Origin of the sequence: Arthrobacter sp. MW3 TE3886 (assembly GCF_041262145.1) — a bacterium.
Lineage (GTDB): Bacteria > Actinomycetota > Actinomycetes > Actinomycetales > Micrococcaceae > Arthrobacter.
This window is the reverse complement of the sequence record NZ_JBGCAN010000001.1, coordinates 934,385-958,327: the sequence shown is the minus strand read 5'-3', so window position 1 is coordinate 958,327 and position 23,943 is coordinate 934,385. Positions and strand designations below refer to the sequence as shown.

At 65.9% G+C, this 23,943-nt stretch carries 21 protein-coding genes, 1 tRNA gene, 1 pseudogene and 1 riboswitch; of the genes and pseudogenes, 10 read left to right on the top strand and 13 right to left on the bottom strand.

Annotated features, from left to right (window positions below; genetic code table 11):
• Positions 1–125: 125 nt before the first annotated feature.
• Positions 126–1,130 (bottom strand): agmatinase, encoded by a 1,005-nt coding sequence (gene speB / locus ABH915_RS04425; protein ID WP_018775842.1) that lies wholly within the window; start codon positions 1,128–1,130, stop codon positions 126–128.
• A 195-nt stretch (positions 1,131–1,325) separates the two neighbouring features.
• Here speB and ABH915_RS04420 point away from each other — a divergent pair, with 195 nt between their 5' ends.
• The gene (locus ABH915_RS04420; protein ID WP_370118205.1) at positions 1,326–2,870 is read left to right on the top strand and encodes a PucR family transcriptional regulator; all 1,545 of its coding nucleotides are present in this window, start codon (positions 1,326–1,328) and stop codon (positions 2,868–2,870) included.
• Here ABH915_RS04420 and ABH915_RS04415 read toward each other — a convergent pair.
• The 6 genes and pseudogenes from ABH915_RS04415 to gcvP all read right to left on the bottom strand — a co-directional run bounded on the left by ABH915_RS04415 (position 2,851) and on the right by gcvP (position 10,339).
• Positions 2,851–4,263, bottom strand: a complete 1,413-nt coding sequence (locus ABH915_RS04415; protein ID WP_370118202.1) for an L-serine ammonia-lyase — start codon at positions 4,261–4,263, stop codon at positions 2,851–2,853. The two genes, ABH915_RS04420 and ABH915_RS04415, sit on opposite strands and share 20 nt — an antisense overlap.
• Positions 4,264–4,276: 13 nt before the next feature.
• Positions 4,277–4,405 (bottom strand): hypothetical protein, encoded by a 129-nt coding sequence (locus ABH915_RS04410; RefSeq protein WP_370118199.1) that lies wholly within the window; start codon positions 4,403–4,405, stop codon positions 4,277–4,279.
• 59 nt (positions 4,406–4,464) lie between these two features.
• Positions 4,465–5,784, bottom strand: a complete 1,320-nt coding sequence (gene glyA, locus ABH915_RS04405; RefSeq protein ID WP_370118196.1) for a serine hydroxymethyltransferase — start codon at positions 5,782–5,784, stop codon at positions 4,465–4,467.
• Positions 5,781–6,164 (bottom strand): glycine cleavage system protein GcvH, encoded by a 384-nt coding sequence (gcvH, locus tag ABH915_RS04400; protein WP_370118193.1) that lies wholly within the window; start codon positions 6,162–6,164, stop codon positions 5,781–5,783. The genes glyA and gcvH overlap by 4 nt, the downstream gene beginning before the upstream one ends.
• A gap of 79 nt (positions 6,165–6,243) precedes the next feature.
• Positions 6,244–7,392 (bottom strand): glycine cleavage system aminomethyltransferase GcvT, encoded by a 1,149-nt coding sequence (gene gcvT, locus ABH915_RS04395; RefSeq protein ID WP_370118190.1) that lies wholly within the window; start codon positions 7,390–7,392, stop codon positions 6,244–6,246.
• 12 nt (positions 7,393–7,404) lie between these two features.
• Positions 7,405–10,339, bottom strand: a pseudogene (gene gcvP / locus ABH915_RS04390) (aminomethyl-transferring glycine dehydrogenase).
• 158 nt (positions 10,340–10,497) lie between these two features.
• Positions 10,498–10,596: riboswitch (glycine riboswitch) on the bottom strand.
• 272 nt (positions 10,597–10,868) lie between these two features.
• Between gcvP and lipA the strand changes: the two are divergent.
• From lipA to ABH915_RS04365, 5 genes are all read left to right on the top strand, one after another.
• Positions 10,869–11,882 (top strand): lipoyl synthase, encoded by a 1,014-nt coding sequence (lipA, locus tag ABH915_RS04385; protein WP_370118187.1) that lies wholly within the window; start codon positions 10,869–10,871, stop codon positions 11,880–11,882.
• Between the two features lie 19 nt (positions 11,883–11,901).
• Positions 11,902–12,723: a methylenetetrahydrofolate reductase gene (locus tag ABH915_RS04380; protein WP_370118184.1), complete on the top strand. Its 822-nt coding sequence runs from the start codon at positions 11,902–11,904 to the stop codon at positions 12,721–12,723.
• Positions 12,716–12,859 carry a hypothetical protein gene (locus ABH915_RS04375; RefSeq protein ID WP_370125058.1) on the top strand — a complete coding sequence of 48 codons (144 nt, stop codon included), beginning with the start codon at positions 12,716–12,718 and terminating at the stop codon, positions 12,857–12,859. The genes ABH915_RS04380 and ABH915_RS04375 overlap by 8 nt, the downstream gene beginning before the upstream one ends.
• A gap of 448 nt (positions 12,860–13,307) precedes the next feature.
• Entirely contained in the window at positions 13,308–13,973 is a 666-nt protein-coding gene (locus tag ABH915_RS04370) for a hypothetical protein (protein ID WP_370118181.1), read from the top strand.
• Positions 13,958–14,242, top strand: coding sequence for a hypothetical protein (locus tag ABH915_RS04365; protein WP_370118178.1), 285 nt, complete (start codon positions 13,958–13,960; stop codon positions 14,240–14,242). The genes ABH915_RS04370 and ABH915_RS04365 overlap by 16 nt, the downstream gene beginning before the upstream one ends.
• Positions 14,243–14,309: 67 nt before the next feature.
• Here ABH915_RS04365 and ABH915_RS04360 read toward each other — a convergent pair whose 3' ends face one another.
• From ABH915_RS04360 to ABH915_RS04345, 4 genes are all read right to left on the bottom strand, one after another.
• Positions 14,310–14,636: a hypothetical protein gene (locus tag ABH915_RS04360; RefSeq protein ID WP_370118175.1), complete on the bottom strand. Its 327-nt coding sequence runs from the start codon at positions 14,634–14,636 to the stop codon at positions 14,310–14,312.
• A 373-nt stretch (positions 14,637–15,009) separates the two neighbouring features.
• The gene (locus tag ABH915_RS04355) at positions 15,010–15,177 is read right to left on the bottom strand and encodes a helix-turn-helix domain-containing protein (protein ID WP_370124932.1); all 168 of its coding nucleotides are present in this window, start codon (positions 15,175–15,177) and stop codon (positions 15,010–15,012) included.
• A gap of 197 nt (positions 15,178–15,374) precedes the next feature.
• A tRNA-Thr gene (locus ABH915_RS04350) sits at positions 15,375–15,451 on the bottom strand.
• A gap of 262 nt (positions 15,452–15,713) precedes the next feature.
• The gene (locus ABH915_RS04345) at positions 15,714–16,604 is read right to left on the bottom strand and encodes a DsbA family protein (protein ID WP_370118172.1); all 891 of its coding nucleotides are present in this window, start codon (positions 16,602–16,604) and stop codon (positions 15,714–15,716) included.
• A 292-nt stretch (positions 16,605–16,896) separates the two neighbouring features.
• On the opposite strand from ABH915_RS04345, the gene ABH915_RS04340 reads away from it, so the two are divergent.
• Together ABH915_RS04340 and otsB are read left to right on the top strand one after the other, a co-directional pair.
• Entirely contained in the window at positions 16,897–18,306 is a 1,410-nt protein-coding gene (locus tag ABH915_RS04340) for a trehalose-6-phosphate synthase (protein ID WP_155846939.1), read from the top strand.
• Positions 18,296–19,141, top strand: coding sequence for a trehalose-phosphatase (gene otsB / locus ABH915_RS04335; RefSeq protein ID WP_018775849.1), 846 nt, complete (start codon positions 18,296–18,298; stop codon positions 19,139–19,141). Before ABH915_RS04340 ends, otsB begins: the two co-directional genes overlap by 11 nt.
• 33 nt (positions 19,142–19,174) lie before the next feature.
• On the opposite strand, the gene ABH915_RS04330 is transcribed toward otsB, so the two are convergent.
• Complete coding sequence (locus ABH915_RS04330; RefSeq protein WP_370118168.1) at positions 19,175–19,576, bottom strand: VOC family protein; 402 nt, start codon at positions 19,574–19,576, stop codon at positions 19,175–19,177.
• Between the two features lie 262 nt (positions 19,577–19,838).
• On the opposite strand from ABH915_RS04330, the gene ABH915_RS04325 reads away from it, so the two are divergent.
• Positions 19,839–20,921, top strand: coding sequence for an ABC transporter ATP-binding protein (locus ABH915_RS04325; protein WP_018775851.1), 1,083 nt, complete (start codon positions 19,839–19,841; stop codon positions 20,919–20,921).
• A gap of 163 nt (positions 20,922–21,084) precedes the next feature.
• Positions 21,085–22,503, top strand: coding sequence for a DUF4032 domain-containing protein (locus ABH915_RS04320; protein WP_370118165.1), 1,419 nt, complete (start codon positions 21,085–21,087; stop codon positions 22,501–22,503).
• 47 nt (positions 22,504–22,550) lie between these two features.
• Here ABH915_RS04320 and ABH915_RS04315 read toward each other — a convergent pair whose 3' ends face one another.
• Positions 22,551–23,921, bottom strand: coding sequence for an FAD-binding oxidoreductase (locus ABH915_RS04315; protein ID WP_370118162.1), 1,371 nt, complete (start codon positions 23,919–23,921; stop codon positions 22,551–22,553).
• Between the last annotated feature and the right edge of the window lie 22 nt (positions 23,922–23,943).

Sequence of the window (23,943 nt, the reverse complement as noted above, 5' to 3'; positions counted from 1 at the left end):
GCACGGGATCTGATGTATCAATCATTCGTGACTTTTGTCACAGTGGTAATCCGGCGATTGAATAGTTGCCGTAGACCTGTTCATACATATGTATAAATCAGGTGCGAGAGCCCAGCAGTTATGGTTCAGACGGTGGCCGCTTGCAGCTCCTCGGTGACGTTGGCGGTGGCCTTGCTGCGGTTCACCATCAGTGCGAGGAGGTCAAAGACGAGCGTCGCCGCGGCGACTGTGGTGATGTCTGCGTGGTCATAGGCCGGAGCGACCTCGACGACGTCGGCGCCCACGATGTTGATGCCATTCAGTCCGCGGAGCAGCGCCAGCAGTTCGCGGGAGTGGAGCCCGCCCATTTCCGGAGTGCCGGTCCCCGGGGCGTAGGCCGGATCCAGGACATCGATGTCGATGGAGACATAGACCGGGGTGTCGCCCAGCCGCTCCTTGACCCGCTGGATCGCGGCCGGAACCCCGATGACGTCCAGGTCCGAGCAGCGGATGATCTGGAAGCCGAACTCGTGGTCGCGAAGGAAATCGTTGCGGTCGTAAACCGGGCCGCGGATGCCGACGTGCATCGACTTGTCCTCGACCAGGAGGCCTTCCTCGAAGGCCCGGCGGAAGATGGTTCCGTGCGTGACCGGCTGGTCGAAATAGGTGTCCCAGGTGTCCAGATGTGCGTCGAAGTGGAGCAGTGCCACGGGGCCGTGGACCTTGTTCAAGGCCCGCAGCATCGGGAGCGCAATGGTGTGGTCGCCGCCGATGGAGATGAGCCTCTTGCCGGAGCCGGCGTCGCCAAGGAGCGGGAGGGCCTGCTCCTCGATCTCGCGGACTGCGCGGGCGATGTCGTAGGGGGTGCAGGCGATGTCGCCGGCGTCCACAACCTGGGCTTCGTAGACGGGCTCGACGTCGAGCTCCGGGTGGTAGCCGGGGCGCAGGAGCCGCGACGCTTCACGGACAGCAGCCGGACCGAAGCGGGCCCCTGGACGGTAGGAGGTACCGCCGTCGAACGGGACACCAACGATCGCAATGTCATAGTCCGGGACGCGGTCAATCTGAGGAAGCCGGGCAAAGGTGCCCAGGCCCGCGTAGCGGGGAACTTTTGTTGCGTCGACGGGGCCGATTGGCTTGTGCGTGGTCATGACTGGGGTCCTCCGGTTGCTCTGGTTTCAGTCGGCCTGGCAATTTCTTCCTGCGCCGGTTGAGGTCTATGCCTTAACTATTAGTGATCGGCGTCACGCGGTATATCCGCCGATTGACTACAAACAGCCGAGAGGCTTATACATATGTATAAGCGGCCTGGGGACGGCCTCCGGACTCATGAACAGGAACCGCGCATGGCGATCACCGTGGCCGAACTGCTTGCCGAACCCCAGCTGGGATTGAGCCTTCTGGCGGGCTCCGCCGGCCTGGGCAACCGGGTCACCTGGGCCCACACCTCGGACCTCCCGCGCCTGTGGGAATGGGTCACCGGCGGCGAGCTCATGATGACTAACGGGCTCTCCATTCCGGCCGATCCCGAGGGGCAGGTTGAGCTTGCCGAGGCACTGGTCAACGCAGGTGCGAGTGCCCTGGCGATCGGCGAGCAGATGCATGCCCCTGAACTCTGTCCCGAGTTCCTCGAAGCCTGTGACCGCTTGCCGTTGCCGGTCATCAGCATCCCCTACCCGCTTCCGTTCATCGCCATCGCACGTTCGGTCGCTGAGTCTTCGTTGCTTGAGGAGTCCCGCAGGCTGCGCCAGACGGCCCGTATTTATGACCTGCTGCGGCTGGCGGGTCCATCTGAGGACAACTGGCTGGGACTGATCCTGGGTATCGAAGCTGAACTCGACGCCAGCCTCTTCGTCATTGATCGACGGTGCCTGCACGCCTGGCACCCCGGAGGCCAGCCGCTGCCGCCGGGCCTCAGGCGGCAGCTGGAACCGCTGACCAGCAAGTCACCGGTGGCAAGCAAGAAGTTCCAGTGGCATCGCTTGGGGGAAGGCCACCTTCTGATGATGGATATTCCGACTCACGCCAATGCGCTTCTGGTGGTGCTGCCGAAATCCGAACCGCTCCCGGACGCGGTAGTCCTGCTCCATGCGGCCACAGTCCTGGGACTCGAGCTGTCGCGGACGGTGCTGTCCCTCGAGAACCAGCGCCGGCTGGGTGCGGAGTTCCTTTTGCAGGCCTTTGACGGGCGCCTGGGCATAGCCGACATTGAAAGCCGGCTGCCTGAGTTCGGAATTCCGTCACGGGAATTCCTCATCATCTCCATGTCCAGCGACGACGGTGAGCGCCTGGCAGGGATCCACGTTGATCTTTGGCGACACGGCTACCCGACGGCGTGCCAGCGCAGATTCGACACAATCCATTTGGCCGTCGCAACAGACTGCACCGATGATCTGCTGCGACACACGGTTCCCTTGGACGTCAGGATCGGAATCAGCCGGCCGTCCACGGCCGCTGGTGTGCAGAGAGCACTTCAGGAATCAATGTGGGCACTTGGGACCGCATCAAGCACCGGCGAGCCGTTGGTCCGCTATGCCGAGGGACCTTCGTGGCTAGGGCTTACCAGCTTTGAGGAAGGCAACGCCCTGGTCCAGCGGCTCCTCGGACCCATTTTCGAGTACGAACAGCGGGAAAACGGGGACCTGATCGTCACGCTCAAGACGTTCCTCGACACGCAACGGTCCTGGCAGAAGACGGCGGCCGCCCTGTTCGCGCATCGGCAGACCATCATCTATCGCATCCGAAAGATCAGTGAGCTGACAGGCCTTGATATGACCGAAACCTCCACGCTGGCGCAACTGTGGTTTGCCCTGCAGATCCATGAAGCCATGGACCTGCACGACAATCCGCGGCGCCTGCCGTCGGCTGAGGTCAGCACTCCACGACGTTGACGGCGAGGCCGCCCATGGCGGTTTCCTTGTATTTGGAGCTCATGTCCTTGCCGGTTTCGCGCATGGTGACGATGACCTCGTCGAGGGAGACCCGGTGTGTGCCGTCGCCCCAGAGCGCCATCTTGGCGGCGTTGATGGCCTTGGCGGCGGCGATCGCGTTGCGTTCGATGCAGGGGACCTGCACGAGCCCGCCGATCGGGTCGCAGGTCAGGCCCAGGTTGTGTTCCATCGCGATTTCCGCGGCGTTCTCCACCTGCTGGGGCGTGCCGCCCATGACCTCGGCCAGGCCGGCGGCCGCCATCGAGGACGCCGAGCCCACCTCGCCCTGGCAGCCGACCTCCGCACCGGAGATGGAGGCCTGTTCCTTGTAGAGCACCCCGATCGCGCCCGCGGTCAGCAGGAACTTGACGATCGTCTCGTCGCGGTCGGCCTGGGTGGCCTTGTCCATGCCGGGGGCGAAGTGCAGGGCGTAGTAGAGCACGGCCGGGATGATGCCGGCGGCGCCGTTGGTGGGGGCGGTGACCACGCGCCCGCCGGAGGCGTTTTCCTCGTTCACGGCCAGCGCGATCAGGTTGACCCATTCCTGCCAGTACTTCGGGTCCCGGAAGTCGGGGTCCTGGCCGAGGGTTTCCTTCATGAGGCGTTTGTGCCAGTCCGGGGCCCGGCGGCGGACCTTGAGCCCGCCGGGCAGCAGCCCCTCGCGTTTGAGGCTGACCTCGACGCAGCCCTCCATCACGGAGTAGATGTGCAGCAGCCCGTCGCGGATCTCTTCCTCGGTCCGGGAGGCGCGCTCGTTGACGAACATGATCTCGCCGATCGAGAGGCCCTTGGACTGGCAGCGGCCCAGCAGTTCCGCGGCGGTGCGGAACGGCAGGGGCAGTTCCTTCTTCGATTCGTCGAGTTCCTTCAGCGCCGCGTCCTCCTCGCCCTCGCGGACGATGAAGCCGCCGCCGACGGAGAAGAACGTGGCGGTGTGCAGGACTTCGCCGTCGGCGCCGGAAACCGTGAACGTCATGCCGTTGGTGTGCCGGGGCAGGATGGTCAGGGGGCGCAGGATCATGTCCTTCACCCCGTAGGGCAGCTGCACGGAGCCGGCCAGCTGCAGTTTCCCGGTTTCGGCGATCGCGGCGAGCCGTTCCTCGACTTCCTCGGGCAGGATCAGCTCGGGGTGGAAGCCCTCCAGGCCGAGCAGGATCGCGGTCATGGTGCCGTGGCCGTGCCCGGTGGCGGCCAGGGAACCGTACAGGTCCACGCGCAGCGACGCCACCTTCTCCAGGTCTCCGGAGGCTTTGAGTTCCTCGGCGAAGACGGCGGCGGCCCGCATGGGCCCCACCGTGTGCGAGCTGGACGGCCCTATTCCGATGGAAAAGAGGTCGAAGACTCCAACAGCCATTGTCGGTTCCTAACTAGGTCTTGCTGTGGCCCGGCAGAGGGTCCTGCCGGAAGGCGGTGCGGCCGCCGGTAAGCGGCAGTGCCGCCGGAGTCACGACGCCGGGCGGCAGCTTGTGGCGGCGGCCCGGCGTCGTGATCTGCACTGCGTCTACTGCTGCACTGCGTCTACGTCTGTACTGCGTCTACTTCTGTCATACGTCCCTTAGGCGAGGTTATCAACCGAGGGGTAGAGCGGGTGGGCGGCGGCGAGGGCCTGAACCCTCGAGCGCAGACCGGACAGGTCGGCGCCGGCGTCGGCGGTCAACGCCTCGGCGATGATATCGGCAACCTCGGCGAAGGCCGCCCCGCCGAAACCGCGGGTGGCCAGCGCGGGGGTGCCGATCCGCAGCCCCGAGGTCACCATCGGCGGGCGCGGGTCGAACGGGACCGCGTTGCGGTTGACGGTGATGTCGATCGCCGCGAGGCGGTCCTCGGCTTCCTGACCGTTGAGCTCGCAGTGGCGCAGGTCCACGAGGACCAGGTGGACGTCGGTGCCGCCGGAGATCACGTTGATTCCCTTCGCGGTCACGTCGGGCTGGACCAGGCGCTCGGCGAGGATCCGGGCGCCGGCGAGGACACGTTCCTGGCGTTCCCTGAACTCCGCGGACGCGGCGATCTTGAACGCCACCGCCTTCCCGGCGATGACGTGCTCGAGCGGTCCGCCCTGCTGGCCGGGGAACACCGCCGAGTTGATCTTCTTGGCGATCTCGGCGTCGTTGGACAGGATGATGCCGCCGCGCGGACCGGCGAGGGTCTTGTGCGTCGTGGAGGTCGTCACGTGCGCGTGCGGCACCGGTGAGGGGTGCAACCCGGCCGCGACGAGCCCGGCGAAGTGGGCCATGTCCACCATCAGGTAGGCGCCCACCGAGTCCGCGATCCGGCGGAACTCCGCGAAGTCGAGCTGGCGGGCATACGCCGACCAGCCGGCCACGATCAGCGCCGGCTTGTGCTCCAGGGCCAGGCGCTCGACCTCGGCCATGTCGATCCGGTGGTCCTCTTCACGGACCTGGTACGGGATCACGTTGTAGAGCCGGCCGGAGAAGTTAATCCTCATGCCGTGCGTCAGGTGCCCGCCGTGCGCCAGGTTCAGGCCCATAATCGTGTCGCCCGGCCGGATCAGGGCATGCATCACCGAGGCGTTGGCCTGCGCGCCCGAGTGCGGCTGGACGTTCGCGTACCCGGCGCCGAACAGGGCCTTGACCCGGTCGATCGCGAGCTGCTCGATCACATCAACGTGCTCGCAGCCGCCGTAATAGCGCTTGCCCGGGTAACCCTCGGCGTACTTGTTCGTCAGCACCGAACCCTGCGCCTGCATGACAGCCCTGGCGGTGTGGTTCTCCGAGGCGATCATCTCCAGCCCGTCCCGCTGACGGGACAGTTCGGCGTCGATCTTCGCGGCGATCTCCGGATCCAGCGCCGACAGGTCCGCGTCCAGACTCGGGGAAACAACCTGCTCAAACGTGGTTACCTGCGCCGCGCTCACAGTTCGCCGCCGTTCTTGGAAGCGTACTCCTGGGCCGAGAGCAGCGGGCCCTCTTCAGCGACCGCCACCTTGAAGAGCCACCCGGCGCCGTACGGATCGCTGTTGATCAGGGAGGGATCATCGACGACCGCCGGGTTGATTTCGGTGACCTCGCCCGTCACCGGAGCGTACAGGTCCGAAACGGACTTAGTCGACTCAACCTCGCCGCAGGTCTCCCCCGCGGTCACCGTCGACCCGACCTCCGGCAGGTCCACGTACACAATGTCCCCGAGGGCGTCCGCGGCCACGGCGGAAATACCAATACCCGCGGGGCCCGCCCCATCTGTGGCAACCCACTCATGCTCGGCCGAATACTTCAGTTCAGCAACTACTTTGCTCATCTCAAATCCTTCTTTCTGCTGGTTCGTAAAGCTTGTTTGCCGTCGGCCCCGAAGGGCCAAAAAGGCGACCCGAGGGGACCTACTTTTGGCGCTTGTAGAAAGGCAGTGCGACCACTTCGAAGGGCTCGGCCTTGCCGCGGAGGTCGATGTCCAGTGCGGTGCCGGGTTCGGTGAATTCGACGTCGACGTAGGCCATCGCGACCGGGTAACCGAGGCTCGGGCTGGGCTGGCCGGAGGTGACTTCGCCGACGACGTTGCCGTCCTTGAGGACCGGGTAGTGGCCGCGGCCGGCCCGGCGTCCGAGGCCCTTGAGCCCGACGAGCTTGCGGCCCGTGGTGGTGCCGGCGCCGGCTTCTTTCTTGGCGGCGAGGGCGGCCTTGCCGATGAAGTCGCCTTCCTTGGACAGCGCGACGACGGGGCCCAGGCCGGCGGCGAACGGTTCGCCTTCGAGGGAGAGCTCGTTGCCGTAGAGCGGCATGCCGGCCTCGAGGCGCAGCGAGTCGCGGGACGCGAGCCCGGCGGGGGTCAGCTCGCCGTCCTCGGCGATGGCGACGAGTGCCTGCCAGAGGGCGGCGGCGTCGTCGTTCGCGACGAAGATCTCGAAGCCGTCTTCACCGGTGTAGCCGGTGCGGGCCAGCAGGAGGTCCTGGCTGGCGCCGCCGAACATGAACGGGACGTCCACTGCGGCGTAGTACTTCAGGTCGGTGACGAGTTCGTGCTGCGCGGCGGGGACCAGGCGGAGCAGGATTTCCTGCGCCTTGGGTCCCTGGACCGCGATCAGTGAGGTCTCTGCGGACGCGTCCTGAACGGTGACGTCGAACCCGCCTTCTTTGCCGGAACCGGCCCGCTCAGCGAGGGCCGCGGCGACTATCTTGGCGTTGCCCGCGTTGGGGACCACGAGGAACTTTTGCTCGCCACGGCGGTAGGTGATGAGGTCGTCGATAATGCCACCGTCGGTGTTGCAGATCAGCGAGTACTTGGCCTTGCCGATGGCCATCGCGGAGATCTTGCCCACGAGGGCGTAGTCCAGGAAGGCTGCGGCGTCGGGGCCAGTGACCCAGACTTCGCCCATGTGGGAGAGGTCGAACAGGCCAGCGGAGTTGCGGACGGCGTGGTGCTCTGCAAGTTCCGACTCGTACTTGAGCGGCATCTGCCAGCCACCGAAGTCCGTGAAGGCGGCGCCGGCTTTTTTGTGCTGCTCGTAGAGAGCGGTGTAGTTCTCAGTCATTGGTTCAATCCTCTAGTTTTCGAACGCTGCGGTGTTGTCTTGGAAAGCTGCTGGGCTTTCCTCGAAGGCCTCGAGGGGTGGGCAGGAGCAGATCAGGTTGCGGTCGCCGGCGGCGCCGTCGATGCGGCCGACGGGCGGGAAGTATTTGTCCTGCTTCAGGTGGAGGACCGGGAACGCCGCCTGCTCGCGCGGGTATGCGCGGTTCCAGTCAGAGCCGACGACGGCGGCAGCGGTGTGCGGTGCGTTGCGCAGCGGGCTGTGCTCCACGGTGAAGTCGCCGTGGGCCACCTGGTCGATTTCCTTCCGGATGGTGATCATCGCTTCAATGAAACGGTCGATCTCCACCAGGTCCTCGGATTCGGTGGGCTCCACCATCAGGGTGCCGGCCACCGGGAACGCCAGCGTGGGGGCGTGGAAGCCGTAGTCGATCAGGCGCTTGGCCACATCCTCGGCGGTCACGCCGGTCTTGGCCGTGAGTTCGCGCAGGTCCAGGATGCACTCGTGCGCCACCAGGCCACCCGCGCCCATGTAGAGCACCGGGAAGGAGTCGTTCAGGCGGGCCGCGATGTAGTTCGCCGCCAGCAGGGCCGACTTGGTGGCCTCGGTGAGTCCGCGGCCGCCCATGAGCTTCACGTAGGCCCAGGAGATCGGCAGGACGCCGGCCGAGCCGTAGCGGGAGGCGGAGATCGGGGTGCCGTCGGCGCCGTTGGCCGGGTCCGCCGCGTTGCCCGGCATGAACGGTGCCAGGTGCGCCTTGGCTGCGACCGGGCCGACGCCGGGTCCGCCGCCGCCGTGCGGGATGCAGAAGGTCTTGTGCAGGTTCAGGTGCGAGACGTCGCCGCCGAACATGCCCGGCTGGGCCAGTCCGACCAGGGCGTTGAGGTTGGCGCCGTCGATGTAGACCTGGCCGCCGGGCGGCGTGGACCGCGTCGCAGACCTCGCGGACGTCGGCGTCGTACACCCCGTGCGTGGAGGGGTAGGTGATCATGATGCAGGACAGGGCGTCCTTGTGCAGCTCGATCTTGGCGGTCAGGTCCGCGTGGTCGATCGTGCCGTCGGAGGCGGTGGCCACGACCACGACCTTCATGCCGGCCAGCACCGCGGAGGCCGCGTTCGTGCCGTGGGCCGAGGCCGGGATCAGGCAGATGTTGCGCTGCACGTCACCGCGGGAGAGGTGGTAGCCGCGGATCGCCAGCAGCCCGGCGAGCTCGCCCTGGGAGCCGGCGTTGGGCTGGATGGAGACCTGGTCGTAGCCCGTGATCTCGGTCAGCTGGGCCTCGAGGTCCTCGATCAGTTCACGCCAGCCGGCGGTCTGGGATTCCGGGGCGAAGGGGTGGATGGAGGCGAACTCCGGCCAGGAGATGGCTTCCATCTCGGCCGTGGCGTTCAGCTTCATGGTGCACGAACCCAGCGGGATCATGGTGCGGTCCAGGGCCAGGTCACGGTCCGAAAGGCGGCGGATGTAGCGCAGCAGCTGGGTTTCGGAACGGTGGGTGTTGAACACCGGGTGCTGGAGGTAGTCGGAGGTGCGCTCCACGGCAGGGTCCAGGCCAAAACTGCCCGTAGAGCTGCCCGCATCTCCGATCAGCCTCGCGCCGTAGGCGGCGACAATGGAAAAGGACGACATGACCGCCTGCATGGTCTCGGTTGTCGTTCTTTCGTCGATGGAAACCCCGACGAGATCGTTGTCGATCAAGCGCAGGTTAATGCCCTTGGCCGCGGCGGCTGCGATCACCTGGTTGGCTTTCCCCGGCACCGAAACTGTCACGGTATCGAAGAAGCTCTTGTGCAGCACCTCAATACCCGCAGCCTGGAGGGACACGGCAAGCCAACGGGCATGGCTGTGTGCCGTTTCCGCGATCGCCTTCAGCCCGTCGGGGCCGTGGTAAACGGCGTACATCGAGGAGACGATGGCCAGCAGGGCCTGGGCGGTGCAGATGTTGGAGGTGGCCTTCTCGCGGCGGATGTGCTGCTCGCGGGTCTGCAGGGCCAGGCGGTAGGCGGGAACGCCGGCGGAGTCCTTGGAGACACCGACGATGCGGCCCGGGAGCGTGCGTTCCATGCCTTGACGCACGGCCATGTAGGCCGCGTGCGGGCCGCCGAAGAACAGCGGCACGCCGAAGCGCTGGGCGGAGCCGACGGCGATGTCCGCGCCCTGCTCGCCCGGAGGAGTAATCAGGGTCAGGGCCAACAAGTCCGCTGCCACGGTGACCAGGGCACCGCGTTCCTTGGCGTCGGCGATCACGGCGGTGTGGTCGAACACGCGGCCGGAGACGCCCGGCTGCTGCAGCACGACGCCGTTGATGACGCCCTCGGGCAGGCCCTTGGAGAGGTCAGCGACCTCGACCTCGAAGCCGAGGGCCTCGGCGCGGCCCTTGACGATCGCGATGGTCTGCGGCAGGCAGTCGGCGTCGAGGACGGTCTTGCCGTCGCGGGCACCTGCGTTCTGTCCTGCGGCCTTATTTGCCCTGCGCATCAGCAGCACGGCCTCGGCAACCGCAGTGGCTTCATCCAGCAGGGAAGCATTCGCGACCGGAAGGCCGACGAGGTCCTGGACCATGGTCTGGAAGTTCAGCAGCGCCTCAAGCCGGCCCTGGGAGATCTCCGGCTGGTATGGGGTGTACGCGGTGTACCAGGCCGGGGCCTCAAGGATGTTGCGGCGGATCACCGGCGGCGTCACCGTGTCGTAATAGCCCTGGCCGATCATCTGCACCGCCGTCTTGTTCTTGGACGCCAGGCGGCGCAGCTCCGCCAGCACCTCGACCTCGCTCAGCGCGCCGCCCAGGTTGAGCGGCCTTTGCTGGCGGATGGAGTCGGGCACGGCAGTGTCCACGAGGCCATCAACGCTGTCGTAGCCGATCGCCTTGAGCATGGTGTCGATGTCGGTCTGGCGGCGAGCGCCGATGTGACGGTCTGCGAAGGCAGAGGGATGGGAGTGAACGGTCATATGGAACTCCAGGGTCGGGCCGGCCCGCAGGACACGGCTGTGGATCACGTTCCTCCCCGCTCTGTCGTGGACCTGAGAGATTCCGCAGACACGGGCCTGCTTGCACCGTCGGTGAGTTCGCCCTTCGTGGTGAAGAGCGAGCTACTTTCCAGAGTTGCCTCGTCGCGGCGGTACGTGGGCCTGAGAGATTCCTGGGGAGGATTTGCTCCTACGGCGCCCGCATCAGTTTGCTTGCAGGACTCTCCCGCCGCAGATCAAAAGCGTGTCGCTTGTGCCGTGACCGGGGTCACAGCGATGTTGTCCTTCATCATCCGGCAGGGCCTGAACGGCTGACTACAGCAACCTGGTTAATTTTGTCGATACCCTTTATCCATATGTATGAAAGCCGCTCCGGTGGGCGGACTTTGGACGATTGTCTAGACACACTGGCAAAACCGCACAGTTCATTCGTAGACGGGACCGGGGCCAAGCCTCGACCATGGAGTTGCCCGGAAACACCCCGCCCGTCCAGCCCAGAAGGAGCTCTACTGTGACACTGGCACCAGAAGGCCGGAAGATGCTGCGCATTGAGCAGCGAAACGCGGCCACACCGGTGGAACGGAAGCCGGAATGGATCAAGGCCAAGGTCCAGATGGGCCCCGAGTTCGTCCAGCTCAAGAACCTCGTCAAGAAGGAGGGCCTCCACACGGTGTGTGAGGAGGCCGGCTGCCCCAATATCTTCGAATGCTGGGAAGACAAGGAAGCCACCTTCCTGATTGGCGGCTCCGAATGCACCCGGCGCTGCGACTTCTGCCAGATCGACACCGGCAAGCCCTCCCCCGTGGACATGTTCGAGCCCACCAAGGTGGCCCGCTCGGTCCAGGCCATGCAGCTGCGCTACGCCACCGTCACCGGCGTGGCCCGCGACGACCTCGCCGACGAGGGCGTCTGGCTGTACGCCGAGACGGTCCGCAAGATCCACGAACTCAACCCGGGCACCGGCGTCGAACTGCTGATCCCCGATTTCTCCGGCAAGCCCGAGCACATCGAGGCGATCTGCGACTCCAAGCCCGAGGTCTTCGCCCACAACGTCGAAACCGTGCCCCGGATCTTCAAGCGGATCCGCCCGGCGTTCCGCTACGACCGCTCCCTGGACGTCATCACCCAGGGCCGCAAGCTCGGCATGGTGACCAAGTCCAACCTGATCCTCGGCATGGGCGAGACCCGCGAGGAAATCTCCGAGGCGCTGCGGGACCTGCACGAGGCCGGCTGTGACCTGATCACCATCACCCAGTACCTCCGCCCCTCCGAGCGGCACCTGCCGGTGGACCGCTGGGTCAAGCCGCAGGAATTCGTGGACCTGCAAAATGAAGCCGACGAGATCGGCTTCCTGGGCGTCATGTCCGGACCCCTGGTGCGTTCCTCCTACCGCGCCGGCCGGCTCTGGGCCACCGCGATGCGCAAGAAGGGCCGGGAAATCCCGGCCGAACTCGCCCACATCGAAAGCTCCGGAAGCACCCGCCAGGAAGCCAGCTCGCTGATCGGCGCCCACGCCGGCGCCTGACATCCATAGAGGATCAAGAATGTTTCCCACACGACTTGAAATCATTCCTTCCGAGGGAATCGCCGAAAAGATCCAGGCGGCAGTGCCGCTGACCACGACGCTCACCATCACGTGTCTGCCTCACCACGGGACCGGGCGGACCATGCGCACGGCCGCCCAGCTCAGTTCGCTCGGCTACACCGTGGTGCCGCACATCGCGGCCCGCAGCCTGGCGGGCCGCTCCCAGCTGGCCGGCATCATCCGGGAATGTGGTGGGTCCGGCATCTCGGAAGTGTTCGCGGTTGGCGGTGACGCCCCGCAGCCCGCGGGTCCCTTCGCCAATGGCGGCGAGCTGCTGCGCGAGATCGCGGACATCAGCGGCGGCCAGATGGCCGTTGGGATCGCCGGGTATCCGGAGGGTCATGCCGGCATCGGCCCGCTGCAGCTGCTCGAATCGCTGTTGGCCAAACAGGAACTTGCCTCTAACGTCGTCACCCAGATGTGCTTCTCGGCGGAGAGTATCCATAGCTACACGGCGATGCTGCGGCGCGAGGGGGTCACGCTTCCGGTCCTGGCTGGGGTTGCCGGGGCCGTGCAGAGAACCAGGCTGATTGCACTGGCAACGAAGATCGGCGTCGGAACGTCCGTGCGGTTCCTTAGCGGGAAACGACCGCTCGCCCGCCGCCTCCTGAGCGGCGAACGCTACTCGCCCGGCACACTCATCAACGAGCTGACCGCCCAGCCCGTTGTCGACGGCATCCATCTCTATAGCTTCAATTGTTTTGACGAGTTACCCGGTACGGTCGCCGCTTCGTCGACGGAACTCTCCGCCACGACCAGCCACGGAAACACGCATGTGTGATACGCCGTTCCGGCCCGCAACCGCCAACAACGTTAAGGGCAGCAGGCGCGTCAAGCGCGGCATGGGCGAGGCCATGGTCGGCATCAACGTCGACGAGATCCCACAGCTGCACCGCCTCGCCGAGAGCGGCTGGTAGCGTTCGGGCGAACATCGGCGACGTCCGCGCCTAACCCTCTTGGCTTAATAAGAGAGACTGCAGAGGCTCCAGAAACGAGGCGCCCTGGCGCCGAGTTTGTGGAGAAGCAGCCGAACGCGGACGGCGCTGATCCTCGGCGTGCTATTCCCCGCGCCTTGTTGGCGGCTAAGAGGCTGCTCGGGGCGCGGGGCCCCTTTTACGCACGCTGCCGGATCACACCGCCCTTCGCTGGACGCTCCTGATTGACGACGCCGGGCGGTCACCTTCTTGGGTGGCCGCCCGGCGTCGTTGGTTTTCCCCGTCGGCTGCTCCGTAGACGCCCTTTTGAGCGTTCAAAAGGGCGTCTACGGAGCAGTCGATGAGGGGTCAGTCGATGAGGGGTCAGTCGAGGCCGCGGCGCATCGCGCCGGCACCGAACGTTCTCACCGGCCAGAAACCCTGCGCCCGAGTGCTTGCGGTCGCGCTGTTGGTCTTCGGCGGTGGCCTGACATCGGCAACCGCGGCGCCGCCGGCACCGACGGACACGGCGGTCGCCCCCACTCCGGAGAACGCCAAGAAGGCCGAGCGCATTTCGCGTGAGGTCGGGTCCTCGGCCAACCCCAAGGCTGCCGAAAAGGCGCTCAACGCTTCAGACCGGGCCCTCCTCAAAGCCTTCAATACCGTCACCCGCACCGAAGTCCTGCCAGAAGTCACGACACCCGCGGCCGGACCCGGAGCAGGTTCGACGCCGGTCACGGCCGGCACCGGACCGACCATGACGCTTATGGCGGCCAGCGGCTGCTGGAACGTCTCGCGGTCCTCCGTCGCGAGGAATGTCTTCGGATCCTGGCTGTACACGCTGACGGTCAGCGGCGGCTTCTGCACCAACGGGTCATACGTCTACTCCAAGTGGTTCAACGGGTCCTGGGGCGAGACGTTCTGGATTGGTTGGCGCGACGGCGGACAGACGTACAGCAACTCCGTCATTGCAGGCGGGTCGGCTAGAATCGTCGGACAACGCGTCTTCATCTACGGCGTGGGCGGCTGGGACGTTCAGTCCTCATACCCCTGTGTGAGGTTGTTCGGCTACTGGAACGGATCAACGGGAGCGGATACATCATGCAACCCCTGGTAACCCCTAAAGCCGGCCGCATCCCGGCATGGACGTATTTCCTGGTCGCCGCAGCAGCCCTCATGCTCATCCCGGTGTTTCCCATAACAGGTGTGTCGGCGGCGCTGTCTGCGACCGGCCTGATCCTGGCTATCCGTGAGACACCGGGCCGGAACCGGATCATCGCCATCGTGCTGGCATCGGTTCTGCTGGCGGCGGCAGTCGGCATCACTCTGCTGTCGCTGCAGGCCGGTGTCATTGAACCGGGTCCTCCGATAGTCGAACCCCGGTAGATTTCTCAGTAGGAAGGCCCCGCTGTCAGTTGACGGCGGGGCCTTTCTGCGTCCGCACCCGGATGTCCTACTGCAGGTAGGCCGGGCGGGGCCGCTCGTGCGAGTTCCGGCCGCCGGCGGTCGCGACGGCGCCCAAGACAAAGTCGCGGAATTCCCGGTCCGGGTCGGACTTACCGACGCCGATCAGGCCACCGTTCGTGCCCGTCAAGAGCGACTCCATGCCCATCATGACGATCTCGGTGACCCTGTCGTATTCCTTGCCCATGTCGGCCAGGGCCTTGGTCGGACGGGGACCAGGCAGTCCGGGCTCGTGCCGCCAGCTTCGCACCGCTTGACGTACTTCCTCCATTTCAGAGTCGTTCAGCCCGACGGGCTTCTTACGGCGTCTGCCCAAGCGGTCGACCTCGGCCACTGGGTTCCCTCCGGCATAAAAATCGTGCCGAATGGCATACGACATGATCTGCTTCAGCACCGTCTTGGCCAAGCGAGCGTTCGTGTAACCCTTCCCATCCACGACGAGCGAGGGAAAAAAGTGGTCGCAAGTAGACGTTCTGATTTCATTGACTTTCAGGGCACCAAGGTGAGGCTGAATGAGACGTTGGACGACGCCTCCGTACTGGTCCCACGTCTGCCGGCGAATTCCGCCGCTAAAGGCAGGTGTGACCATATTTCCGTTGGCATCGACGACTACTGGCGGGACCTCGATGAAGCGTCCTTCTTGGCGCTCACACTGCCCCATGCCCCCACGGGCAAGCTAGACCTGCCCATCAGGCTGCCGCCTTCGAGATTTGGTCGATCCATGCCTCGACCGCCGCACGTTCGTAACGGACGGCACTATAGAACTTGACGGTTGGGGGGCCGAGTCCTGAAGACCGCCAGTTCCGGAGGGTTTTCTGTGCGACCCGGAGCCAGTCGGCCACTTCCTCGGTGGTCATGTATTGAACCGGCTTGCCTTGGTCCGTATTCGGTCCCAAGGACTTGCTGCTTATCTGCATATTTTCTTCTATGCGGCCACGATGGCGACGGGGGTCATCGGTACTTTTCCAAAGCGTGTTGTAAGCGTGTCGCGCCCCGTTTTCGCGCACAAGAAACCCCTCCGTTCCGGGAAAAATCACCGGAAAGGAGGGGTTCGTGGGGCCCCCTGTCGGATTCGAACCGACGACCCCCGCTTTACAAGAGCGGTGCTCTGGCCAACTGAGCTAAGGAGGCATTCCTGCTTCCTGACACAACTCCGGGCCACAAAATGGCGCGGATGTCAGGACGCTAGACAAGATTAGCCCACCGACGCCCGGTGAGAAAAACCCAGAGAAAACGCGCAACGCCCCTCCCGCACAGCGAAGGCCAAAGCGACGGCCACAGCAAAGACCAAAAGCGAAGGCCAAAAGCGAAGGCCCGGCCCCGGAACGATCCGGGGCCGGGCATTCAACCACGGCCACCTACTGCGGCCTTCAACGGCATGTGCCGTGGACGGTTACTTCTTGGCGTCGACTGCGGCCTGCAGGTACTGGTCGAACGGGGTCTGCGCGCTGTCGCCGACGCCCCACTGCTTGCCTTCAACGAACACAGTGGGCGTGCCGGTTATGCCGATCACCGTTGCCTCCTGGGTAGTGTGCTTCACCCACGGGCGGTAGGTCTTGCCATCCACGCACTGGTCGATGCTCTTGGCCCCGACGTCGGTGGCCAGCGTCTTCAGCTCGTTGTCGGAGAGTCCGGCGCTGCCTTCGGCCGGCTGCTTGGCGAACAGCAGGTCGACGAAGGCCGAGTACTTCTCCGGGGATTCGTTGACCACGCAGGCTGCGGCGTTGGCCGCGCGGGAGGAGTAGTTCGTGGTGGACCGGCTGTCAAGGAATCCGAGCGGCCGGTACTCCACGCTGATCTTGCCCTCGTTACGCAGCTTGGTGAGCGTCTCGTTGTACTGCGCCTCGAAGTTCTTGCAGACGGGGCAGATGAAGTCGATGTAGAGGACCACCTTGACCGGCTTGCCGGCCTCAGCCTCGGCGCCCGGGGCCGTGACCGGGGACGGCGGCGTGGCCGGAGCGGACGGAAGATCGGACAGCTTCACGGTTGCGGGATCGGTCTTCGCAACCTCGGTGTTCGCCAGCAGGGTGACACCGCCGTGGATGTTGCCGTTGGCCGGAGTGGGTCCCTCATCGGCAACCGGGGCGTTGTTCTTGATGTTGGAGGTGACAACCAGCGCGACAATCACGATGATGGCGACGACGGCGGCAACGATGCCCCAGCCGATCAGCAGCTTGTTGCGCTTCTCCTTCTTCAGCTGCGCCTCGCGGATCTCGCGGGCTTTCTCGCGCGCCGCGGCAGTGCGCTCTGCCTTAGACAGTCGGGGTTCGTTTGCGGGGCTCATTTGTTCCTCGGGTCGTTCGGCCAGGGACGGTCCACTCAGTGGCAACGTCATCATTTTAGGGGAGAAACCCGAGAACTTGCGCTTTCAAGTTTCCTTCCGCCTGCCCAACGGACGAATAGCCCGGAAGATTCCGGGCGGCTAGGGTTGATGGAGAGCCACGAGCGGACCCCAGGGGGCACCAATGCAAGCAACGGACAGCGCCGGCCACGGCACACAGAGCACCACTGAAGCGACGCGGCCGGCAGCCGACGGCGCCACCACCGGCGCCGCGGCGGGGGATCAGTTCGACTTCATGGTGGTGTCCAACCGGCTGCCCGTCGACCGCTGCTCGTCCGACGAAACCGGCTGCGAGGACGGCTGGCGCCGCTCCCCCGGCGGACTCGTCACAGCGCTGGCCCCAATGATGACCAAGACCGACGGCGCGTGGGTGGGCTGGCACGGCGCCCCCGATGAGACGGTCAAGCCTTTCAGCCACGGCGGCATTGACCTGATCCCCGTCCAGCTGAGCACCGAGGACATTGAGCTCTTCTACGAGGGCTTTTCGAACGCCACGCTGTGGCCGCTCTACCATGACGTGATCGCCCCGCCGGAATTCCACCGGACCTGGTGGGATTCCTACCGGAAGGTCAACCGCAGGTTCGCCGACGCCGTCATCCGCCATGCGGCGGAGGGTGCCACCGTCTGGGTGCAGGACTACCAGCTCCAGCTGGTTCCCAAGCTGCTCCGGGAGGCCCGGCCTGATCTGAAGATCGGATTCTTCAACCACATCCCGTTCCCGCCGCCGGAGATCTTTGCCCAGCTCCCGTGGCGCCGCGCGATCATCGACGGCCTGCTGGGCGCGGACCTGGTGGGCTTCCAGCGCAGCAGCGATGCCGGAAACTTCATGCGCTCCGCGCGGCGCTTCCTGGGCGCGAGCGTCAAGCAGCAGCAGGTCCATGTCAGGGGCGCCGACGGCGAGACCACCCACATCGCGAGGGCCCAGGCGTTCCCTATCTCCATTGACGTCAAGCAGATCAGCGAGCTGGCGAAGAAGCCGGAGGTTATCGAGCGGGCGCAGCAGATCCGCCGGGACCTCGGCAACCCCAAGACCATCCTGCTCGGCGTCGACCGCCTCGACTACACCAAGGGCATCCGGCACCGGCTCAAGGCGTACGAGGAACTGCTGCAGGACGCCAAGGTCACCGTCGAGGACGCGACCCTGATCCAGGTGGCCAGCCCCAGCCGGGAGCGCGTGGAGCAGTACCGCCTGCTCCGCGAGGAGGTCGAGGGCACAGTGGGCCACATCAACGGCACCTTCGACACCATGGAGAGCACGGCAGTCCGCTACCTGCACCACAGCTACCCCATCGAAGAGATGGTCTCCCTGTACCTGGCCGCGGACGTCATGCTGGTCACCGCCTTGCGCGACGGCATGAACCTCGTCGCCAAGGAATACGTCACGGCCCGGACAAACAACGACGGCGCCCTGGTACTGAGTGAGTTCGCCGGCGCCGCCGACCAGCTCAAGCAGGCCCTGCTGATGAACCCGCACGACATTGACGGGCTCAAGGACACGATCATGAGGGCCGTCAACATGCAGCCGGCCGAGGCATCGCGCCGCATGCGGGCCATGCGCAAGCAGATTCTGGACCACGACGTCGACCTCTGGTCCTCCGACTTCCTGAAAGCCCTCGCCGAAAAGGTTGTACGCGATGACTCCTGACGCCGCCGGTACCAACGACCCAGACACCAACACCCCAGACACCGCCCGGCTCTCGCTCGCCCCTGAGCTGCTGGCGGCCGTGCGCCGCGTCGCCGGCACCGAGCACCTGCTCGTGGCGATGGACTTCGACGGCACCATGGCGCCGCTCGTGGACCATGCCGGCGACGCCCGGGCGCTCCCGCGCTCCGCGGCCGCCTTCGCGGCGCTGACGGAACTCCCCCGGACGACGACGGCGCTCATCTCCGGCCGGGCGCTGGACAGCCTGCGGGCCGTCGCCTCCCCGCCGGAGGAGACGCTGCTGATCGGCAGCCACGGCGCAGAGGTCTGGATGGGGCCCGGCTCCTCGCAGCTCATGCTCGACGAGGCTCAACGCGAACTCCTGGCCGAGGTCCGCAAGGAGCTTGAGGGAATCGTGGAACAGGCCCCGGGGACCCTTTTGGAGGACAAGCCGGCCGGCGTCGTGCTGCACACGCGGCTCGCGGCAGACGACGTCGCCGAGGACGCCGTCGCCGCGGCGCGGGCGGTCCTGCAGGACCGCAGCGGCGTCTTCCTCAAGACGGGCAACCGCGTCCTGGAGACCTCAGTGGTGAACGCCTCCAAGGGCGAGGGCATTGCCTTCCTGCGGCAGGCCACCGGAGCCACGGCTGTGGCCTTCGCCGGAGACGACACCACCGACGAGGACGCCCTGGCCAGCCTCGTCCCCGGCGATCTCGGCGTAAAAGTGGGGCTCGATTTCACGCAGGCCGAGTTCCGGGTGGAGGCGCCGGTCCACATCTGCGAACTGCTGGAGGCACTGCTGCGTGAGCGGAAGAAGTCCGTCGACTCTGGGAGCTAAAGCGGGCTCACCGAGCGGTCAACCGGGCGTCGGTCACGACTGAAGTTCGTAGCCGATCAGCCAGTGCAGTCCGTAACGGTCGACGACCTGGCCATCTGTTGCGCCCCAGGGCTTCGGGGCCAGGGGGTCGATCACCCTGCCGTCAACGGCGAGCGTGTCGAACCACTCGTGGAGAACTGCCGGTTCGGCGGTACCTAGCAGCGAGAGCATGAGGCCCTCGAACCGGACGCTTTTCTCTCCCGCTGCCGCATCCGAGCCCGCCAAAGCGACTGCGCCGTTCAGCTGTCCGTGGGCAATGGCGTCCGGCGGGCCGTCGCTGCGGTTGAACTCTTCGTACGTGAACAAGGCAAGCTCTCCGCCGAAGAGGTCGGCGTAGAAGCCCAGTGCTTCACGCGCCGTGCCCGGGAAACTGACATAGATCTGCAGTGCCGTCATGCGCACAGCCTACACACCCATTTCTGGCGCCACGTGACGGACCCCACGTGTGACATCCGTAACATTTTGGCCCAAATGCCATAAATCTGACATACTCTGTATGTGATGTGGCGCACAACTACCGTGCGGCGTCATTGGATACTCCTCGGCTTCGGCCGAGGAGTATGCGCACGATAACCCAAAATTGAATTAACAACTGCATAAAACGACCATTCACTACGGATCGTCCGGCACGTACCTGCCGGTGAAGGGATTGATAACTGTGGCTACAGTTACTTTTGACAACGCAACACGCTTGTACCCGGGCACCGAGAAGCCCGCTGTTGACAAGCTCAACATTGATATCGCCGATGGCGAATTCCTGGTCCTCGTTGGACCCTCCGGCTGCGGAAAGTCGACCTCCCTGCGCATGCTCGCAGGTCTCGAGGACGTCAACTCCGGCCGCATCCTCATCGGCGACCGCGACGTCACGGACGTCCCGCCGAAGGATCGCGACATCGCCATGGTGTTCCAGAACTACGCCCTGTACCCGCACATGACCGTGGCGGACAACATGGGCTTCGCGCTGAAGATCGCCGGCGTCAGCAAGGAAGAGCGCGCCGAGCGCGTCCGTGAGGCCGCCAAGCTGCTCGACCTCGAACCGTACCTGGACCGCAAGCCGAAGGCCCTCTCCGGCGGCCAGCGTCAGCGTGTTGCCATGGGCCGCGCCATTGTGCGTAACCCGCAGGTCTTCCTGATGGATGAGCCGCTGTCCAACCTGGATGCCAAGCTGCGCGTGCAGACCCGCACCCAGATCGCGTCCCTGACCCGCCGCCTCGGCGTCACCACGGTCTACGTGACCCACGACCAGGTCGAGGCCATGACCATGGGTGACCGCGTCGCCGTGCTGAAGGACGGCCTGCTGATGCAGGTCGACACCCCGCGCAACCTCTACGACAAGCCCAAGAACGTCTTCGTGGCCGGCTTCATCGGCTCCCCCGCCATGAACCTGCTCGAACTCCCCGTCGTCGACGGCGGCGTGCAGTTCGGCGGAACCGTTTACCCGGTACCGCGCGACGTCCTCGAGGAAGCCCACGGCCAGACCGTGACCCTCGGTTCCCGCCCGGAAGACCTGGAGACTGTTGCCCAGGGTGAAGGCCTCCAGGTCGAGGTCGACGTCGTCGAAGAACTCGGCGCCGACGCCTACGTCTACGGCCACACCACGCTCGACGGCCAGAGCCACGACATCGTGGCCCGCGTTGACGGCCGCCGCCCCCCGATGAAGGGCGAGTCCATCTGGGTCCGCCCCCAGTCAGGCCACGTACACCTGTTCGACACCAAGACCGGCCTGCGCCTCGGCGACTAGCCCCACCGGTTCCCTAACCTCGCTTCGCTTCGGTTAGGGAACCCTACCGGCGTGGGCCCACCCACCGGTTCGAATGACGGCGGTCCTCCCCACTGGAGGGCCGCCGTCGGGCGTTAACTGCCCCACTTTAGGTGCGGCCCGCCAAATACGGAAGAATTGATATATGAGCGAGGAAAACAGTGCCCAGTGGCACGACGAGCCCACCGACTATGGTCAGATCGGGAAACTGCCCCGGTATGAGGCCGCCAGCGCCAATGACGACAAGGCCTCGATGGTGTCCAGCTCGCTGAGCATCACGGCCGCCGCCACCGAGCCCGAGCTGCTGGACCTGCCCTGGCACATTGCCCTCGAGGACTGGCCGGCAGAGTATCTGGCAGCGCTCCCCCGCGGCATCTCCCGGCACATTGTGCGTTTCGCCCACCTCGGCGGCTCCGTGATCGCCATCAAGGAAACCTCCGAGCACGTGGCCCGCCACGAGTACCATATGCTCCGCAAGCTCGCCCGGCTGGACGTTCCCGGCGTGGAGCCGGTGGCCGTCATCACCGGACGCACCACCCCCGAGGGCCGGCCGCTGAACCCCGTGCTGGTGACCCGGCACCTGAAGTTCTCCATGCCCTACCGCGCGCTCTTCTCCCAGATGCTGCGCAAAGACACCCTGACCCGGCTCATCGACGCCCAGGCGCTGCTGCTGGTCCGGCTGCACCTGATCGGCTTCTACTGGGGCGACGTCTCGCTCTCGAACACCTTGTTCCGCCGCGACGCCGGCGCGTTCGCCGCCTACCTCGTCGATGCCGAGACCGGCGAACTGTACCCGGATTTGTCCACCGGCCAGCGCGAGTACGACCTCGAAATCGCCCGCGTCAACATCGCCGGGGAGCTCATGGACCTGCTCGACGGCGGCCTGATCGAGGAGAAAGTGGATCCGGTGGCCACCAGCGAGCTGATCATGGACAGCTACCGGCGGCTGTGGACCGAGCTGACGGCGAAGGAGTCGTTTGAGATCGGGGAACGCTGGCGCGTGGCCGCCCGGATCCGGCGGCTCAACGAGCTGGGGTTCGACGTCGAGGAATACGCGATCAAGACCACGCAGAACGGCTCCACCATCCAGCTCCAGCCGAAGGTCGTCGACGCCGGGCACCACCAGCGCCGGCTGCTGCGCCTGACCGGCCTGGACGCCCAGGAAAACCAGGCCCGCCGGCTCCTGAACGACATGGATTCATTCCGGGCCGACAACAACCCGGGCATGGACGAGGAATACAGCGCGCACCTGTGGGTCAGCCAGATCTTCGAGCCGATCGTCCGGGCCATCCCCCGCGACCTCTCCGGCAAGCTTGAGCCGGCCGAGGCGGTGCACGAGGTCCTGGAGCACCGCTGGTACATGTCCGAGAAGGAGAACCGGCACATCCCCCTGGCGGAGGCCGTCCAGTCCTACATCGACAACGAACTCCGTCACCGCCGGGACGAGGCTGCGATCATGCTCAACCCGGACACGGGATTGCTCAAGATCCTTGAGGTGGAAACCGAGGAATCGCGGTACGGCGCCGACGAATCCGTGGACGAATACCCGGACTCCGACGACTAGGCCGCGCGCCGGGCAGGTTGTGGCACGCCCGGTTTAAATCGCGTCAGCTAAATCGCCTTGCCCGGGTTCAGGATCCCGGCCGGGTCGAAGAGTTCCTTGATCCGGCGCTGCAGTTCCCGCACGGGTTCCTTCTGCTCCAGGCCAAGCCAACGCAGCTTGTACTGCCCGATCCCGTGTTCGCCGGTGATGGTGCCGCCCATGGCCAGGGCCACGGCAATCGACCGGTCCAGGGCGGCGCCGAGGCGGGCCATGGCATCGGGGTCCACGGTGTTGTCCACCCGGTCGACCCAGAAGGTGGGGTGCAGATTGCCGTCGCCGGCGTGTGCCACGACCTTGAGCTGGACCCGGTGCTCCGCCGCCATGGCTTCGAGCTCGGCGACGTAATCCACCAGGCGTGAGCGCGGCACGGCCACGTCCTCGCCCACCCGGTATTCGTCGTCCACCTCGGTCCCGCGGCTGTTGCGGCGCAGTTCGACGAGCTGTTCGGCCTCCGCGTCCGCCTCCATGGTCACCACCGCTCCTCCCGCGACCAGGACCGGGCGGATGGCCGCGGCTTCCGCCGCCGCGCCGAAACCGTCGGTCTGGATCAGCAGCAGGGCTGCCCCGCGCGCGGCCAGGTCCGAGCCGTGGAGGTCATCGAGCTGGGCGAGCGAGCCGCCGTCGAGCAGTTCCATGATGGCCGGCTGCACGCGGGCCCGGCCCACGGCGAGGACCCCGGCCGCGGCGCTGCGGAAGTCCGGGTAGAAGGCGGCGATGGTGTGCACGTCCCGCGGCAGGTACTTCAGCCGCACGGTGACACCGACCACGATCCCCAGGGTCCCCTCCGAGCCGACGAACAGCCCCGTGAGGTCATAGCCGGCGACGCCCTTGAAGGTCTGGTGGCCCGTGTGGATGAGGGAGCCGTCCGCGAGGACGACGTCGAGCGCCAGGACCGAGTCCCGGGTCACCCCGTACTTCGCGCAGCGCAGCCCGCCGGCGTTGGTGGCCACGTTGCCGCCGATGGTGGACATCTTGAAGCTCGCAGGATCCGGGGCGTACATGAGCCCGTGCACGGCGGCGGCCGCGTTCAGGTCGGCGTTGATGACGCCGGGTTCCACGACGGCGGTCTCGTCGTCCGGGTTCAGGTCCAGGATGCGGTTCATCCCCTGGAGCGTGAGCACCACGCAGCCCGCGCTCGCGTGGGCGCCCCCGGAGACCCCGGTCCCGGCTCCGCGCGCCACGAGCGCGACGCCGAGGGCGGCGCAGGCACGCACCGTTGCCTGCACGTCGGCGACCGATTCGGCGCGGACCACGGCCTGCGGGAGCTGATAGTCCAGGACGGGGGCCTGGTCCACGGCATAGGCGGCCAGCGTGGTCGCGTCCACGGCAATTTTCGCCGCGCCCAGGGAAGAGGTCAGCTCATCGATGATGCTGCGCATGCGGTCTCCAGTTCGGTCGAAT

Bases quoted from the DNA above. Each gene is read 5' to 3' on its own strand.
- gcvT (WP_370118190.1), bottom strand. From the start codon at position 7,392: ATGACTGAGAACTACACCGCTCTCTACGAGCAGCACAAAAAAGCCGGC.
- ABH915_RS04345 (WP_370118172.1), bottom strand. From the start codon at position 16,604: ATGAGCCCCGCAAACGAACCCCGACTGTCTAAGGCAGAGCGCACTGCC.
- speB (WP_018775842.1), bottom strand. From the start codon at position 1,130: ATGACCACGCACAAGCCAATCGGCCCCGTCGACGCAACAAAAGTTCCC.
- ABH915_RS04315 (WP_370118162.1), bottom strand. From the start codon at position 23,921: ATGCGCAGCATCATCGATGAGCTGACCTCTTCCCTGGGCGCGGCGAAA.
- ABH915_RS04375 (WP_370125058.1), top strand. From the start codon at position 12,716: ATGTGTGATACGCCGTTCCGGCCCGCAACCGCCAACAACGTTAAGGGC.
- ABH915_RS04330 (WP_370118168.1), bottom strand. From the start codon at position 19,576: ATGACGGCACTGCAGATCTATGTCAGTTTCCCGGGCACGGCGCGTGAA.
- ABH915_RS04380 (WP_370118184.1), top strand. From the start codon at position 11,902: ATGTTTCCCACACGACTTGAAATCATTCCTTCCGAGGGAATCGCCGAA.
- ABH915_RS04415 (WP_370118202.1), bottom strand. From the start codon at position 4,263: ATGGCTGTTGGAGTCTTCGACCTCTTTTCCATCGGAATAGGGCCGTCC.
- ABH915_RS04420 (WP_370118205.1), top strand. From the start codon at position 1,326: ATGGCGATCACCGTGGCCGAACTGCTTGCCGAACCCCAGCTGGGATTG.
- ABH915_RS04340 (WP_155846939.1), top strand. From the start codon at position 16,897: ATGGTGGTGTCCAACCGGCTGCCCGTCGACCGCTGCTCGTCCGACGAA.
- gcvH (WP_370118193.1), bottom strand. From the start codon at position 6,164: ATGAGCAAAGTAGTTGCTGAACTGAAGTATTCGGCCGAGCATGAGTGG.
- ABH915_RS04365 (WP_370118178.1), top strand. From the start codon at position 13,958: ATGCAACCCCTGGTAACCCCTAAAGCCGGCCGCATCCCGGCATGGACG.
- otsB (WP_018775849.1), top strand. From the start codon at position 18,296: ATGACTCCTGACGCCGCCGGTACCAACGACCCAGACACCAACACCCCA.
- ABH915_RS04320 (WP_370118165.1), top strand. From the start codon at position 21,085: ATGAGCGAGGAAAACAGTGCCCAGTGGCACGACGAGCCCACCGACTAT.
- ABH915_RS04355 (WP_370124932.1), bottom strand. From the start codon at position 15,177: ATGACCACCGAGGAAGTGGCCGACTGGCTCCGGGTCGCACAGAAAACC.